General features: G+C 43.8%; 17 protein-coding genes and 1 other RNA gene. 12 read left to right on the forward strand and 6 right to left on the reverse strand.

Translation table 11 applies throughout. The features are described from left to right. The first annotated feature begins 18 nt into the window (after positions 1-18). The gene (locus FLA_RS03485) at positions 19-1,173 is read left to right on the forward strand and encodes a 1-deoxy-D-xylulose-5-phosphate reductoisomerase (protein WP_076381944.1); all 1,155 of its coding nucleotides are present in this window, start codon (positions 19-21) and stop codon (positions 1,171-1,173) included. A gap of 79 nt (positions 1,174-1,252) precedes the next feature. Beyond that, positions 1,253-2,605 (forward strand): RIP metalloprotease RseP, encoded by a 1,353-nt coding sequence (gene rseP, locus FLA_RS03490; RefSeq protein ID WP_076381943.1) that lies wholly within the window; start codon positions 1,253-1,255, stop codon positions 2,603-2,605. On the opposite strand, the gene FLA_RS03495 is transcribed toward rseP, so the two are convergent. Next, positions 2,595-4,403 carry a MutS family DNA mismatch repair protein gene (locus FLA_RS03495; RefSeq protein WP_076381942.1) on the reverse strand — a complete coding sequence of 603 codons (1,809 nt, stop codon included), beginning with the start codon at positions 4,401-4,403 and terminating at the stop codon, positions 2,595-2,597. The genes rseP and FLA_RS03495 overlap by 11 nt on opposite strands. A gap of 340 nt (positions 4,404-4,743) precedes the next feature. Between FLA_RS03495 and FLA_RS03500 the strand changes: the two genes are divergently transcribed. The 5 genes from FLA_RS03500 (at position 4,744) to FLA_RS03520 (ending at position 7,321) form a co-directional block, all read left to right on the forward strand. Next, positions 4,744-5,496 (forward strand): hypothetical protein, encoded by a 753-nt coding sequence (locus FLA_RS03500; RefSeq protein ID WP_076381941.1) that lies wholly within the window; start codon positions 4,744-4,746, stop codon positions 5,494-5,496. Between the two features lie 17 nt (positions 5,497-5,513). Beyond that, positions 5,514-5,915, forward strand: a complete 402-nt coding sequence (locus FLA_RS03505) for a DUF5675 family protein (RefSeq protein WP_076381940.1) — start codon at positions 5,514-5,516, stop codon at positions 5,913-5,915. A gap of 25 nt (positions 5,916-5,940) precedes the next feature. Then, the gene (locus FLA_RS03510; protein ID WP_144264157.1) at positions 5,941-6,231 is read left to right on the forward strand and encodes a hypothetical protein; all 291 of its coding nucleotides are present in this window, start codon (positions 5,941-5,943) and stop codon (positions 6,229-6,231) included. Then, positions 6,224-6,421, forward strand: coding sequence for a hypothetical protein (locus FLA_RS03515; RefSeq protein ID WP_076381938.1), 198 nt, complete (start codon positions 6,224-6,226; stop codon positions 6,419-6,421). The genes FLA_RS03510 and FLA_RS03515 overlap by 8 nt, the downstream gene beginning before the upstream one ends. Before the next feature lie 144 nt (positions 6,422-6,565). After that, positions 6,566-7,321 (forward strand): hypothetical protein, encoded by a 756-nt coding sequence (locus FLA_RS03520; protein WP_144264156.1) that lies wholly within the window; start codon positions 6,566-6,568, stop codon positions 7,319-7,321. Between the two features lie 25 nt (positions 7,322-7,346). Here FLA_RS03520 and FLA_RS03525 read toward each other — a convergent pair whose 3' ends face one another. Further along, on the reverse strand, positions 7,347-7,724 hold the full coding sequence (locus FLA_RS03525) for a hypothetical protein (protein ID WP_144264155.1): 378 nt from the start codon (positions 7,722-7,724) through the stop codon (positions 7,347-7,349). A gap of 227 nt (positions 7,725-7,951) precedes the next feature. Here FLA_RS03525 and FLA_RS03530 point away from each other — a divergent pair, with 227 nt between their 5' ends. After that, positions 7,952-8,932 (forward strand): helix-turn-helix domain-containing protein, encoded by a 981-nt coding sequence (locus tag FLA_RS03530; protein ID WP_084206487.1) that lies wholly within the window; start codon positions 7,952-7,954, stop codon positions 8,930-8,932. 6 nt (positions 8,933-8,938) lie between these two features. On the opposite strand, the gene FLA_RS03535 is transcribed toward FLA_RS03530, so the two are convergent. Continuing rightward, a complete protein-coding gene (locus FLA_RS03535) occupies positions 8,939-9,157 on the reverse strand; it encodes a helix-turn-helix domain-containing protein (RefSeq protein WP_076381934.1) in 219 nt (72 codons plus the stop codon). A 288-nt stretch (positions 9,158-9,445) separates the two neighbouring features. On the opposite strand from FLA_RS03535, the gene FLA_RS03540 reads away from it, so the two are divergent. The 4 genes from FLA_RS03540 to ssrA all read left to right on the forward strand — a co-directional run bounded on the left by FLA_RS03540 (position 9,446) and on the right by ssrA (position 10,930). Then, positions 9,446-9,799, forward strand: coding sequence for a hypothetical protein (locus FLA_RS03540; protein WP_076381933.1), 354 nt, complete (start codon positions 9,446-9,448; stop codon positions 9,797-9,799). Position 9,800: 1 nt separating this feature from the next. Continuing rightward, on the forward strand, positions 9,801-9,938 hold the full coding sequence (locus FLA_RS31350) for a hypothetical protein (RefSeq protein WP_159445177.1): 138 nt from the start codon (positions 9,801-9,803) through the stop codon (positions 9,936-9,938). Positions 9,939-9,980: 42 nt separating this feature from the next. Then, positions 9,981-10,409, forward strand: a complete 429-nt coding sequence (locus FLA_RS03545; protein ID WP_076381932.1) for a hypothetical protein — start codon at positions 9,981-9,983, stop codon at positions 10,407-10,409. 147 nt (positions 10,410-10,556) lie between these two features. Continuing rightward, positions 10,557-10,930: a transfer-messenger RNA gene (gene ssrA / locus FLA_RS03550) on the forward strand. A 268-nt stretch (positions 10,931-11,198) separates the two neighbouring features. Here ssrA and FLA_RS03555 read toward each other — a convergent pair. The 3 genes from FLA_RS03555 to FLA_RS03565 form a co-directional block, all read right to left on the reverse strand. Next, on the reverse strand, positions 11,199-12,095 hold the full coding sequence (locus tag FLA_RS03555; protein WP_076381931.1) for a helix-turn-helix domain-containing protein: 897 nt from the start codon (positions 12,093-12,095) through the stop codon (positions 11,199-11,201). 57 nt (positions 12,096-12,152) lie between these two features. Next, the gene (locus FLA_RS03560; RefSeq protein WP_076381930.1) at positions 12,153-12,971 is read right to left on the reverse strand and encodes an SDR family NAD(P)-dependent oxidoreductase; all 819 of its coding nucleotides are present in this window, start codon (positions 12,969-12,971) and stop codon (positions 12,153-12,155) included. Between the two features lie 114 nt (positions 12,972-13,085). Then, on the reverse strand, positions 13,086-14,582 hold the full coding sequence (locus FLA_RS03565) for an NtaA/DmoA family FMN-dependent monooxygenase (RefSeq protein ID WP_197705854.1): 1,497 nt from the start codon (positions 14,580-14,582) through the stop codon (positions 13,086-13,088). Positions 14,583-14,928: the final 346 nt, after the last annotated feature.

Below are 14,928 nucleotides of genomic sequence, written 5' to 3' on the forward strand. Positions count from 1 at the left end.
TAACAACGGCATTACAAGATGACTAAACGTATTGCTATATTCGGTTCTACCGGTTCTATAGGCACACAGGCTTTACAGGTGATAGCGGCGAATGCCGATAAGTTTACAGCGGAAGTGTTAACCGCGCACACTAACGATGAGTTGCTGATTAAACAGGCACTACAATTTAACCCCAACATTGTAGTGATAGCTGATGAATCTAAATATGTAAAGGTGAAAGAAGCCCTTGCAAGCACTTCTATTAAAGTGTTTGCAGGTGAAAAAGCGCTGGATGAAGTAGCGGCTATGAACTGCTATGATTTAATGCTGGCTGCTATTGTGGGATATGCAGGCTTACGCCCTACTTTACAGGCTTTGGAAAATGGTAAGCCGGTTGCGCTTGCCAACAAAGAAACGCTGGTGGTAGCTGGCGATATTGTGATGCAGAAAGCGTTGGAGAAAAAGGTGCCATTGATTCCGGTGGATAGTGAGCATTCTGCTATTTTCCAGTGCCTGGTGGGCGAGGGTAGAAACAAGATTGAAAAAGTAATATTAACGGCCAGTGGTGGTCCGTTTTTAGGCAAAAAGCCCAATTTCCTGGTGAATGTAAAGCGTGACCATGCTTTACAGCATCCTAACTGGAGTATGGGCGCCAAAATAAGCGTTGATTCTGCTACTTTAATGAATAAAGGGCTGGAAATGATTGAGGCAAAATGGTTGTTTAACCTGCAGCCGGATCAAATTCAGGTGCTGGTGCATCCGCAAAGCATTATTCATAGCCTGGTTCAGTTTGAAGATGGTAGTATGAAGGCGCAAATGGGGCTGCCCGATATGAAGCTGCCCATTCAATATGCGTTAGCCTTTCCGCACCGCATTCCTAACGACTTCCCGCGCTACGACTTTAAAAAGCCGGCCACGCTTACGTTTGAGGATCCTGATATGAAAACGTTCCGCAATCTTTCGCTCGCTATCAATGCGTTATATAAAGGAGGGAACATGCCTTGTATATTAAACGCAGCGAACGAGATAGCGGTGTTTGCCTTCCTGCGCAATCGTATCGGGTTTTTAGACATGACAGATGTGGTAGAACGTACTATGGATAAAATACAATTCATAGCCAACCCAACCCTGGAAGATTACTACGAAACTGATGGTGAAGCGCGCAACTTTGCAGCTTCGTTAATACAGATGTAGATGGTTTTTTTGTATCATTGCTATGCTTTAACCATTGTAAATTAAAAACAATCATCCTGACTAGAGGGATTAGGAACGTATGTCATTAACATTATTAGCGATAAATTGGGGTAGTGTGGGCGTAAAAATTCTCCAGTTTATTTTGTCTTTCTCCATACTGGTTACCCTGCACGAGCTTGGCCATTTTTTAACTGCACGTTGGTTTAAATGTCGTGTTGAAAAATTCTATCTTTTCTTTAACCCGTGGTTTAGTTTGTGGAAGAAGAAAGTGGGTGATACCGAATATGGTATTGGCTGGGTGCCTTTTGGTGGTTATGTGAAGATTTCGGGAATGATGGATGAAAGCATGGATAAAGATGCCATGAAACTGCCTCCTCAACCTTATGAATTCAGAAGCAAACCAGCCTGGCAGCGTTTAATTATTATGATTGCCGGTGTGGTGGTAAACGTGTTGCTGGCATTAGCGCTGTTTGTAATGATCACTTATGTATGGGGCGAAGAATATATTCCTATTAAGAATGTAAGCTACGGTATACATGCCGATTCTTTAGGCCGTTCTATTGGCCTGCAGGATGGTGATAAAATTGTGGCACTGGATGGCAAACCTGCACAAACTTTAGAGCAGGTTGCTGTGGATGTGGTGCTGAAAGAGGGTAAGGTGTTAACGGTGGATCGTAAAGGTCAGGAGTTAAACATTTCTATTCCGGATGATTTTGCGAAGAAGCTGAACAAAGCCCGTTTGGTAGGCTTTATTGATTATAATGTTCCTGTTATTGTAGATACAGTGGTGAGTGAAGCTAAGTTTACGAAGGATAGCTTACGTAAAGGCGACCAGGTGATAGCGCTGGATGGCCAGCCAGCTGCCTGGTTTTACCAGTTTGATAGTTTAAAAAGAACCAGACCTGATAAGCAAGTAGCCATTACCGTTTTAAGAGGTGTGGATACTGTAGAGGTAAAAGCGATACTGAATGGCACACGTGTTGGTTTTGGCGAGAAAAAACCTTTCCAGTATTATGGCACAGAGGTAAAGCAATATACGCTGGGTCAGGCTATTCCTAAAGGTGTGAGCCTGTGTTTTGAAAAGCTGGGTCAGTACATTACCGGCATCAAGCAAATATTTACCGGTAAAGTAGCTGCTAAAGATTCTCTGGGTAGTGTTATCAGCATTGGTAATGCCTTCCCCGGCATCTGGGATTGGGAACGCTTCTGGACTTTAACGGCGCTGTTCTCTATCATCCTGGCATTTATGAACATCCTGCCTATTCCGGCGCTGGATGGCGGTCATGCCCTGTTTACTTTAGTGGAAATGGTGAGCGGCCGCAAGCCCAGCGACAAGTTTATGGAATATGCCCAGATTGTGGGTATGGTATTGTTGCTGAGCCTGATGGTGTACGCGCTTGGCCTGGATGTTACCAGGTTGTTTAAGCATTAACATTAATACCAATCTTCTTCATTAATATAGAGGCGTTCATGCTTTGGCATACGCCTCTTTTTAATTTATAGTCGAAGTACAATTCTTCGCCTTCTACCTGTACATCAAAATGGTAGTTGTGTACTGCCTGCTGGTGCTGCTGTTGCAGGGCAGCCAGTTCTACATCGTGTGTAGCTACTACGGCAATGGCTTTTTCCTGTATCATTTGTTGAATCAAGGCTTTGCTGCCTGTGTGCCTGTCGAGCGAGTTGGTGCCGCGTAATATTTCATCCAGCAGCACGAAAATTTGCTCGTGGTTGTTTACCTGCTCTATTATCTGTTTCAGCTTTTTTAATTCGGCATAGAAGGTAGAAGTGTTTTCTGCCAGGTTATCGGCTATGCGCATGCTGGTAACCAGGTGTATAGGCGACAGCGTAAAGCTTTTAGCGCACACAGGAGCGCCCATCATGGCCAGTATAGTGTTTACCCCCAGGCTGCGCAGGAACGTGCTTTTACCAGCCATATTAGAGCCGGTGATTAACATAATTTGGCCTGTGCCGTTGATGCTAACGCTGTTGTTGACCCTTTTGTCGGCGGCGATTAAAGGGTGGCCCAGTTGTTCGGCTGTAAGGGTAAAGTATTCTGTTGCCAGTTGCGGCATGCTCCATTTTGGATGGTTAAAATGCAGGGTGGCTATGGTGTTGTACACTTCTATTTGTGCAATGGCCTGATACCAGTTGGCTACTACTTCTTTGTTGCGTTGCTTCCATTGCTGCAGTGCTACTACCTGCCTGATATCCCACATTAAAAAGGCATTGAGAAAGGGGATGACCATTACGTTTAAGCGAAAGTCGAACCGGTTGAGCAGGTTTTTGAGCAGGAGTAATTCCGCCGCTGCTTTGTGTTTGCTGCTTTGTATTAATTGCTGCGTCTGTTGTAAAGCGGGGGCCTGCCATTGCTGTTGTTCGATATGTTGTAACTGCAATTGTAAGGCACTTATTTCGGGCATGATGCGGGAGACATAAGCATGCACTATTGATATGCGGCGTGTTAATAAAGAGGTGAGGATGATCAAAAGGAAGAGGTACGTTACCAGTTCGTTTATGTTGATGATGCCTGCTATACAGATGCCTACTAATGATAGTGGGATGATAGGGTATGCTAATAATACTATTTTCCAGAATGCTTTATTGAACAGGGTTTCCGGAGCTTCGAGCCATTGCTTTACCCGTTGCTCGGTATGCTGTGTGATGGCGGCGCTTTGTGCATAGTTTTGTAGTTGCTGCCGCCACTCCGGCGTTTTGCTGAGTTCTTGTATGGCCTGCTGGTATTCGGGAATGCGCTGTGCGGGTAGTGGTTGCAGCAGATGCTGCGCCATTAGTTGTTTGCCCTGTTCAGACTCGCAACGGTTGATATATTGAAACAACGACCAGGAGCCAAAAATGTCCATATCGTTGGCATAGGGATGCACGGCAGGCTCCCACTGTTTACCGCCATCCAGCTGGTTAAACTGATTATTTAAACAACCTATTTCAGTGTTGAGGATATGTATGCGCCTTTGCAGGTAGCTGATAGTAGTGTCGTTGTTTAAATCGCGCGACAGGACTGCCAGAAAACTTACAATGCCTGCCAGTATGCTGATTACGGCAGCGGTGGTTTGATGTGGCAGGAACAGGTAGGCCAGCAATGCAGGAACAAGTAAGCATGCCAGGCGAATCCAGCCCAGGCGTTTTCTTATTTGCAGGTGTTTGTTGAGTAGGGTTTCTGCTTCCTGTAATTGCTGCTGATACCATGCAGCTGGCTGGTCAATAGTGTTCATACTACCGAAGCTAAGAAGGATTTTGAATGAGGGAAAGTATTTTCTTATGAGTGGTACTGTAAAATGCGTGGTTTGATATGTCTGGCATGCTTCATCCATACATCATCCATACGGCGGGCATGCCTGAGGGTACTGACAAGGTGGGAGTAACTATGCTACAATGTGCTACAAAATGCAACAAAAGGAACATTCTGCTACAGCTGTTTTTGCCACGGCTGGGCAGTGTTTTAGCATTGTGTTGTAAACGGCGGGAGACATGGTTAACAGATATGCAAGGCGCCTGCATAGTGGTGACAATGGTAACCTGCTTTATTAGCAATCATTTTAAATTTTATGTTTTATGGCAAAGCAGAATAACATATTTAAGCTGAGGGGGACTATTGGTGACGCTACTTTTTACAAAAGCCAGGATGGGCACATGATACGTGAAAAAGGTGGTGTGGATGCTGACCGGATAAAGAATGATCCCAGGTTTGAGCGGGTTAGGGAAAACGGAGCGGAGTTTGGTAAAGCGGGGAAGGATGGGAAAGTGATTCGTAATGCTTTTAAGAATGTAGTAAATAAATCGGCTGATAACCGCTTGCCGAGCAGGTTGGTAAAAGATCTGATGCAGATTGTAAAAACGGATACGTTGAATGCGCGTGGCTTGCGTAAGGCAGCGAGTGGTGATTTAGTGTTGTTGCAGGGCTTTGAGTTTAATGCAACTGCTCCGCTCAGCGTGTCGTTTACTGCTAATTATAGCGTGGGTTTTAACCGTACAGACGGATTCGCGACTATTTCAGTAAGCAATTTTGTGCCTACCATTCAACTGAGGTATCCGCAGGGGGCTACACACTACAAACTGATAGGAGGTGCTGCTATTATTGACTTTGCAGCAGGAACTTTTGAGAATGGCTTTGATGAGGGGGCGGGTAGAGTTATTTCTGATGCGGAAGCATCGGCCAGCTCGCTGACTATTCCCATTCCGCCCAATAATACGCTGCCTTTGTTTGTGGTGTTTGGTGTGATGTTTTATCAACAGGTAAACGGCACATTGTATCACCTAAGCAATGGCAGTTATAATGCCTTTGCTATTGTTAAAGTAGATGCGTAACTGTTAAACGAAGTGATATGGAACTTATTATAACAAGAACGTACTACCCTACAGGCACTAATGGTAAGCTGTATGTTGGTGATGATTTGCTATGCTATACCATAGAGTTGCCCTGGCGTGATAATGAACCTGGTTTGTCGTGCATACCCGAAGGCTGTTATGAAGTAACGCTACGGGATAGCAAACGATTTGGCCGTCATCTTTATTTGCCGCATGTGCCTGGCAGAAGTTTTATTCTTATTCATCCGGCGAACAGTGCTTTAAAAGAGTTACGTGGTTGTATCGCTCCTGTTAACCAGTTAACGGGATATGGTACCGGATTTCCTTCCCGTCCTGCTTTTGGCAGGTTGGTGGGGATAGTAGAAGAAGCTATAGGAAAGGGAGAGCTGGTAACGCTGGAAATAAAGAGGGTTAACTAATTTTTTCACACTTAATTGTTTTATTATGTACACAACAGAACAACTTTTGAGTTTGCGTCAAAGGCTTGCGTTGCCGATGCCCGCATTTTTTAAGAAGGTGCAGCAAGTGGGATTGACGCTTACGGCGGTGAGCAGTGCGTTGGCATTGTTACCTACGGGATTGCCTGGTATTGTAGGACAGGTATCGGGCTACCTGGCTGCGGCCGGGGCTATGATGACAGTGGTGAGCCAGGCTACTGTATCGAACGATGTATTAGCCGATTTGGCTGCGCCTGCGGAAGGGGAGGTGCGAGCTGTGTGGGAGCAGGATGAATAGTTTGCCGGGTGGTGGCTTTAATGCGCAGCTGGGTTTTGCAGGCGGGTTGTGTGTAACGGTGCTGGCTACCGCCAACAGCCATGAAGTTTGCAAAACGGTGATACTGGCGGCGATTGGAGCTGTGGTGAGTTATACGGTTTCGATGCTGATGAAATGTGTGGTGGAATGGTACAAGCAACGAAAGCGGTAAAGATGGAAAGGCGTTTCTCAGCTTTTACAGGCGGGAAACGCCTTCTTTTTTAGGGGTATGTTGTTGATAGCTGTTTTGGTGCCTGTTTGTTTAACCGGAGTGATATATTGGAGTGGTAAGGTTGGAATTATTAATTTCACTATTATGAAAAAACTGTTATTAACACCCTTACTCTATTTCGTATCTTTTATAACTGCGCATGCGGGTTGGTATGTGTGCTATAATTTTGAGGGAACTATTGGCAAGCATCCCATTCACTTATATCTGCAAATAATGGGGATACACCGCGAGGGTAATGATTCTGTAGTGAAGATTGAGGGCTTATATAAGTATGATAAATACAACGAGCCCATTGCATTAACAGGCACTTTAAACAGGGGAAATCATGTGGTTTTAAAGGAAATTGTCAATAATCAGCCCAATGCTGTTTTTGATTTTGTATTGTCGGGCCCTGCTGTTACCGGAAGCTGGGTGTTGTTGAAAGATATGAAGCTATTGCCGCTGCAACTAAATAAAACCGGTGAGCTGACTGATACGCTCAATGAAAGCACGGCTGCTAGTGTTGAGATATTGCAATCGGCCAACTTCAAGGATAATTATATGGTTGGCGTATATAGCAAAGCTGCCAGTGAAGACAGGGTACAAATGGATCAATTGAAAATATTAAATAAGAAGACGAATGCCATTGTGCAGGTGATTGACTTTTCGAAAGTAGAAACGACTACTGGTAATGTAATCACTATTATCTACAACAATGTGGAGATATCAGACGACAACAAAGACCTACAGATATGGAATAGCGCCGGACGGATGGGGAGCATTTTACATGCACATTTTAACTCTGCTACAGGAAAGTATCAGTTGAATACTAAGCCGGTATTAGACGGGCCTGATTCGTGAATAACAGGCCCTGATTTTACACTCATCAGGGAGTGATAATACGCAGTATTTCCTGTACCGGAATATTGTATTGCCTTGCAAATACCTCTACCGACACGGGGCTTTTAGGTGGCAAGCCTGCTTTGATACGTACCTCCCGTAAAATTCTATCTCCTGAACGTGGATGGTAATCGAGCAGTTTTGCTACATCGGACGAGCGCACAAATGCCGGTGGGGGCTTACTTACTTTGCCTTTTCCTTTGTCGTGGGTAAAGGGCTGTTTGGCATTGGCTTGCTGGGCATACATTAGCTGCTCGGCTATTTTCACCAATTTTTGCTGTTCGGTTAACAGGTGGTTGGTGTTTACTATAATATGCTTCAATAGGATATTGGTGTCATGTAAGGGCTGTTTATCAGTCTTCATAAGCACCATTTAAATTGTATACTGAATTTCATACAGGAACAGGTGATTTGCAAAAAGGAATGTTTGCAAAAAAGGAGGAACTTATACTTAGATAGAAAAAATATTATATGTTGGGCGTTTGGGATGGTTTTGTGAATAATTAACAATCTGTTGGGCATAAACAGTGCCGGTACACGTTGTTTATTATTTATTATTTCGTTTATTTTATTAAGAGAAACTGCTGCCCTATGCTGCAACCTTTTATAAAATCCCTACCCGGGCATTTAGTAAGATCGCTACGGCGATTGCCCGCCACCCGCACTGCTGCCTGGAACCCAGCTTTGGTAAGCCATTCAGAATACCTGGAATGGGATGCCGGAAGCCTATATGTTCAGGGGGCTGAATATAATAACCAAGCCGTTTTATTTTATGAATTAAAAACAATCACTGTTCAACAGGTATATTTTAAAACACCTGTGGAGCCACTGGTAGCTTTATGGTTTGTAGTTAGTGGCAAGAGTGCGTTTACCTTAGAAGGGCTGGGGGCTGGCGAAATTGAAGCCGATCAATGTGTGCTTAGTTACCTACCTCCTAAAATGGAGCATTTTGCCCGTTACGAACAAGGAGATCATGCGTTCATGTGCATTAGTTTACAGCCCTTTCATATAGAGCAGTTGTGCGCTCAATTGCCGCAGATGCATTATTTTTTAGAACATGTGCGTAACGGCATATCACAAACATGGCAGCAGCCTTTTGTTGCCGTGGATGCTGATATGCGGGAGTTATTGTATGAAATAGTAAAAGCCGGTTCGGCTTCTATTGTAAGCGATAACACGCAGGTGCTATTACATAATTATAGTGCAGCCATATGCAAGAGTATGCAACATCTTAGCCTGGATAGCAAGCATATGGCTTTAGCTATGGAGATAAAGCTATTTATAGATAAAGCCCAACGTCCTGATTTAAGTATAGACGATATTGCCCGGCGATTTAATACCAGTGATTATTCTGTAAAGCATTCTTTTAAACTGCTTACCGGGCAAACAATAGGTGCTTACATTAAAGAACAAAAACTATTGTTTTTGCGTGAGCTTGTGATGGATAAGGACAAGTGTTTTAAAGCATGTGCAGCAGAAGCAGGCTTTCATGTGGATAGGGCCAGTAAGGAGTTTAAAGATAGGTTTGGTATGACGCAGAAGGAGATGCGGATGCGGAGCGAGAGGTGGTGATTGGGATTATTCGAAAAAATCTTTTACATCACACTCCAATGCTTCGGCTAGCTGTTCCAAGGTTAACAAGGTTACATTAGATAGACCATTTTCCATCCTGGAAATGTCTGCATTATCAATATTACAATGTGAAGCTAATCCTCTTTGGCTATAGCCTTTTTTTTCTCGTAGCTTTTTTAAATTCGTTGCAAATGTTAATAATATCTGACCTGCCTTTTGGTTCATGTCGGCAAAGTCATAGAAAAAAATAAAAAAGATGTTGGTATTAATACCAACGGGTTGGATATTTCCCTATTTTTGAAATGAATTAAAATATTATAGCTGCTTCTTTAATCTCTACTAGAGAAACCTTGGAACGTTAAAAAAGGAAGAGATCGGAAGAGGAAGGCTCACGTTCAACGTGGGCTCTTCTCGCCCGTCCTATGCCTTTCCAAGGGGCTTCTAGTCGGTGCGGGTAAGAGTCCACGCTTTTTTTTGCGTTGTTCTCATATCTGATTTTAACTATTGCCTATTATGAAAACAACAAAAGTCCATCTTTCCATTCCGCCAGTTTTTACAACTATTTGTCGTAACAGTGATATTACCGAAACTGAGCTGTTACAACGCTACATCGATCACATTAATATCTACACCATTTTAACTAAAGGGGAAAAGCATGAAGAAGAGGAGTGTTTAATCACTCGATGTTCTTTGCTTTTTGCGCACAATCACCCGGTTAAAAATGCAAAGGCCGTTACTACCAATCGTCTTGCCCATATAGACGGGATTAAGGATGTAATAGCGCTTATGCGGGCCGATATGTTACCTGAAGAGCGCAAAGTTAAATATGATGCACTTATTGATAACTGGTACTCAAAACTGCAATAATATGGAATGCACTATTGAAATAACAATGACCAAAGAGGTTGGTATACTGTCAGACCTGCATAGCGTGAGCCTTGCCGATATTTTGCAGGCTTTTGTGGACAAAACGGTAGCTGAAGCCATGGAGGAAATGGCGGAGTAATTTGTTCGCAAAGGATAATGCTAATGAATAAGAAAAACAGACATGAGATATTGTTTGCTGTTTATCCTGATAGCTTTTTATTCGTGCTATAAGGATGTGAAACCTACATATGAAAATGAAGAACGCCGGGGTGTATTAAGCAAGTCGCAATATTTAGAACTACGGGGTAATTTATGGCGGGTATCGCCTTACTTATGTATTGCTGACACTATTGGAGGGTACTTGCACCTGTATTTTTATACTTACGCGGATACGCTGGACAAAGCCACTTTTAAGATGCGGTATATGGATAACATAGCCGTAAGTGTTTACACCAATGCTTTTCGTAATTATTATACCGGTAAAATTGATTGGGTGTATAGCACAATAGTGGCTGTATATCATGTGTATAGCATACAGCCACCATTTGAGAATCTGCTGTATACTTTTGAGTATGCCGGGAGTGATCCGTTGTTTAGGCGTATTGAGTGATTTTTTCTGTTAATCAGGCTTTTTTACGCATAGTTAGCCATGGGGCACTGTTAAAGCACTAAAATACTAGTTAGCATGTGCCTGTTTTTCCTATATTTGCAGTCGGATTTACCAAGTTCTTTGATCTTTTACGATCTACAACAAAATGGGGCTGTACTGGTTTTGACAGCGTATGTTGCGGTAGGTGTAAGCATGCAGTGCGTTGGATAATTAGCACTTTAATCTGAATATTCAAATTTCAAATGGCAATACTTCGTATGCCATGGCTGCCTAATCAGTGATTAGATAGTCATTAGGGCCGCTAGAGCAGGTTGGTCTGTTACCAAGCTCCGCCGCCGACTCAAAACAAATACAGAATGCTGTAGTGGAAGGCTGTGACTACTGCAAAAGACTATACAGCTAAGCGTAAGGTTGGTTTGTTCATTTCCTGCTTTATGCCGACAATTAATAATGAAATAAGCATGTAGAAAGCTTATGGTAATGACGTTTGGACAGGGGTTCGACTCCCCTCTGCTCCACCACCTGAGGGGACCGTATGGTCCCCTTTTTCATTTATATCCATTTCTAATAGTCCTTTTTGTTTCATTTTCAATAGATTATGCCTTAGCGGTTTCAGTAATGTAGGGGTTCGATAGATGCCATCTTTATAATAAAGATGGCATCTATCGAACCCCTTTTTTATGATATTATGCTTTCCAAGCGTGTTGCAGGCCTCTATAGCACCAAAATTAGGTAGGTGTACTAAAACATGCTGACAGCCGGCCTGATCCTTTACAAGATTTACCCGGCCTAATTCATTAAACGGTCCCTGAATTTATTGGGAGAGCTTCCCACCTCTTTTTTAAACAGACGTGAAAAATAAGTGGGATTCTCAAAGCCAAGCGATGACGAAATTTCCGATATGTTCATATCGCTCCCTGTCAGCATATTTTTTGCCTCACCGATCAAAAAAAGGTGAATAAGTTCTAACGCTGTTTTTCCAGTTTCCTCTTTAAGGAGATCAGTTAAATAACGGCTGGATAAATGCATTTTTTCTGCCAGCGAGGCTACGGTAGGCAACCCGGTATTGTTCAATTTTCTTTCTTCAAAATTGGCAGTTAGTAGTGCATTGAACCTGGTTACCGTCGCTCCGGTTATCGCTGTCCGGTGAATAAACTGTCTTTTATAAAACCGCTGTGCATATTTGAGCAAAGAATCAATATGACTGATGATGATCGATTTGCTATGTTCATCCGTATTGTTGTTATATTCCTTTTCTATGCTGAAATACAGGTTCCAGATAATATTTTCTTCCGCCGGTGAAAGATGTAGCGCCTCATTCACCTCATAGTCAAAAAAGCCGTATTTCTTAATTTCTTTATAGAGGGAAGTTCCAGGTAAATAGTCTTCATGAATGATGATCATAAACCCCTTTTCCTCCAATTCCATATTTCGGAAAGACACCTTCTGCTGTGGTTTGATAAATGACATCGAGCCGAGGTCATGGTCATACTTGGTTTTGCCGTACAGCATTTGCCCCGATTTCAGCTTTTTGAATCCAATGATATAAAAATCTGAAATAAAATCAAGTTCGCTGATGCTTGTGCAAGTATCCCTTTCACCATAAGCAACGCTGAAAAGGGGATGTTCAGGCGGCTTGACACCGAGTGCTTCATGCAGATCGCTGATTTTTCTAAAATGTTTCATTTTGTACTCAATATAAACGGAACCTTGAAAAGCGGTATCCCACTCATGCCAATTTATTTAACCATGTGCTGCCACAGAGACATCCTGCCATGATTCCCATGTTTTCAGGCGTTCTTCGTAAGTATATTTCACCCATGGGTAAGTGGTTTTGCCCAATAGCAATCTTAATGGCGGATTATCCGAATCCACCAGCATAAGTAACGCATTGGCAGTTGCTGCGGGGTTGCCGGAGTCTTGTGTTTCTGCTAGCTCGTAAAAAGATTTTCGTACTTCATCATAGGCAGGAATTGATTCACTTAAGGCAAGAGAAGTTGTTCCGAAGAAGTCTGTGGAAAATCCACCTGGTTCCAATAGGGTTACTTTAATACCAAAACCACTTACTTCGCCAGCCAGTGTTTCAGCAAGACCTTCCACTGCGAACTTCGATGCACTGTACAATCCCATCAGTGACACGGTATTTAAACCCAAAGCGCTCGAAAGTTGAATGATATGCCCTGATTTTTGCGCACGCATGATGGGTAAAACTGCCTGAATGGTCCATAATGATCCCAGCACATTCGTTTCTAACTGTGCACGTACATCCTGTTCGCTTAACTCCTCTATGGCTCCTACATGTCCAAAACCTGCATTATTGACGAGTACGTCGATACGACCAAAATGTGCTTTTGCAGCTTTCACTGCTTCAAAACTCGCTTTTTTATCAGTTACATCCAGCTTAAGTACCAATAGATTCGATGCAAACTCTTTTGCGAGTTCAGTCAATGCGTCAGGGTTTCGAACTGTGGCAACTACATTATCACCGCGTTTTAAAAATGCTTCTGCCCAAATTCTGCCGAATCCACGGGATGCCCCTGTTATAAAAATTGTTTTTGCCATTATTTATTTTAATTTAATAAGGACAAATTTCGGCTAGCTAGTAACAGCTATTGTGATACAAAAGTAGGCAATAATGAAACGTTTTTACGCTTCCCTATGGTCAGACCACATTGGTCAGCTGTGCCAGGTAAGATTGTGCCGGGTATTCTGTCCGTTTGAAACACGCGGATCTATTCCATATTGATCGGGAACACCAAGGTGGTTCCTAAGGGTCTTTCCGGCATAGTCCCGATGAAAAAGCCCACGTTCCTGCAGGACCGGAACTACTTCATCAACAAAAGCATCAATACCATCTGCGTAGACGTCAGGCGAGATCCAAAATCCATCGGCTGCCTCCGCTTCAAACCATGTCTGCATATGGTTTGCTGCTTCAACACCTGGCCCCACTATCACAGGATGATAATCGATAACCCCATGGGCAAGAATATCACGCAGGCTCCAGCCTTCTTTTGCGATTTTCAGGGCATATGATGAACGTGGATCATACCTGGATGGGCGGGCAACACTGAGGTCCGTTTTTGAGAGTGGTTCATCGATGTGTTTATCGCCAAGCGAAATTCCCAGCATTTGCTGAAGATACGCAATCCGCTGAGGGAATAAATGTTCCGTCAGTTGGATCCGGCGGTTAAGTGCTGTTCGCCTGTCCTTAGCGATCGTGGTCATCAAGCCCGGGATATATTTGATCTCGTCGGGATTACGTCCATAACGTTTTGCCGCCTCCCTGAACGCATTACGTTGCGCACGCGCATCGTCAATGGTAAATGACGAACCGATCACCGCGTTGGCGAATCGCCCGGCCAGTTCATGTGCATTCGGGCTGCCGCCGGCATGAAAGATAATCGGCTGGCCCTGTTCTGATGGCGGTATATAAAGCGGCCCCCTTGATCCGACAAATTTGCCCTGTAAATTGATGGGAATGATCTGATCTTTGCGAGCGAAAAGACCTGTCTGCTGATCATGTATCCAGGCATCTTTGCCCCAACTGCCCCAAAGCGCCTGGACCAACTCAATTGTCTCATGTGCGCGGCCGTAACGGTCTTGGCTGGAGGGTATTCTTACTCCATAATTGGCCGCAACATCGTCACCGCTTGATGTGACCGCATTCCAGCCGGCTCTTCCATGGCTCATAATATCCAGCGCTTTGAATTGCCTGGCTAGGTTGAAGGGTTCGTTAAAGGTGGTCGAGCCCGTGGCTACCAATCCTATATACGCTGTTTCCCGCGCTACTGCTGCCAGGGTCATCATCACGTCGAGGTTGAAGTTCGGCGATTCTGTCGCAATATCGGCCATAATGGCCCCCGGGCCATCGGGCAAAAATAGGAACTGGAACTTTCCGCGCTCTGCTGCCTGTGCCTGCTTGACCCTTGAGTCAAAGCTTACATAACTTTTAGGGTCCACTCCCGGCATTCGCCATGCTCCCGGCTGGGAACCATACCCGTTCCCTAAGTGAAGGCCGATCAGCATTTGTCTTCCGCTGTCTGATATTTGGTTAGTATATTCTAATGACAATGCCATAATTCCTTTCTTGATATATTGATATAGTGCCGGTTGATGACAATCGCACTCCGGAATGCCGGGAGAAATATTTCCCGGACGCTCTTGCACATTCATTATAGCTAAATCTCTGGTAAGATCGGTACAATAGACAGGAGCTCCTGGTTGTAGTCGCCAGAAGTTGGCCGGCGTGGATGCAAAATTAGAATTTATCGCTTTCTAAAGTATAGTGCTTTCTCAAAGGAAAGCGATAATATTGATGAAAGTATGAGTAAGAGGAGAGAACATCTGGAAGCAATCGTCTACGTAACTTATAATAAATCACTGTAGATCAATACAATGGCGTTGTTATGCTAATCAGGCGCAGCGAGTTGAAATTTTGGGAGAAACGGAGCTAAGGAACAAACTGACGGACATTTGTACTTCTCCGACGGTATTTGCGTGAGATAGTACAGGGCACTTG

It is taken from the genome of Filimonas lacunae, assembly GCF_002355595.1.
Classification (GTDB): Bacteria; Bacteroidota; Bacteroidia; order Chitinophagales; family Chitinophagaceae; genus Filimonas; species Filimonas lacunae.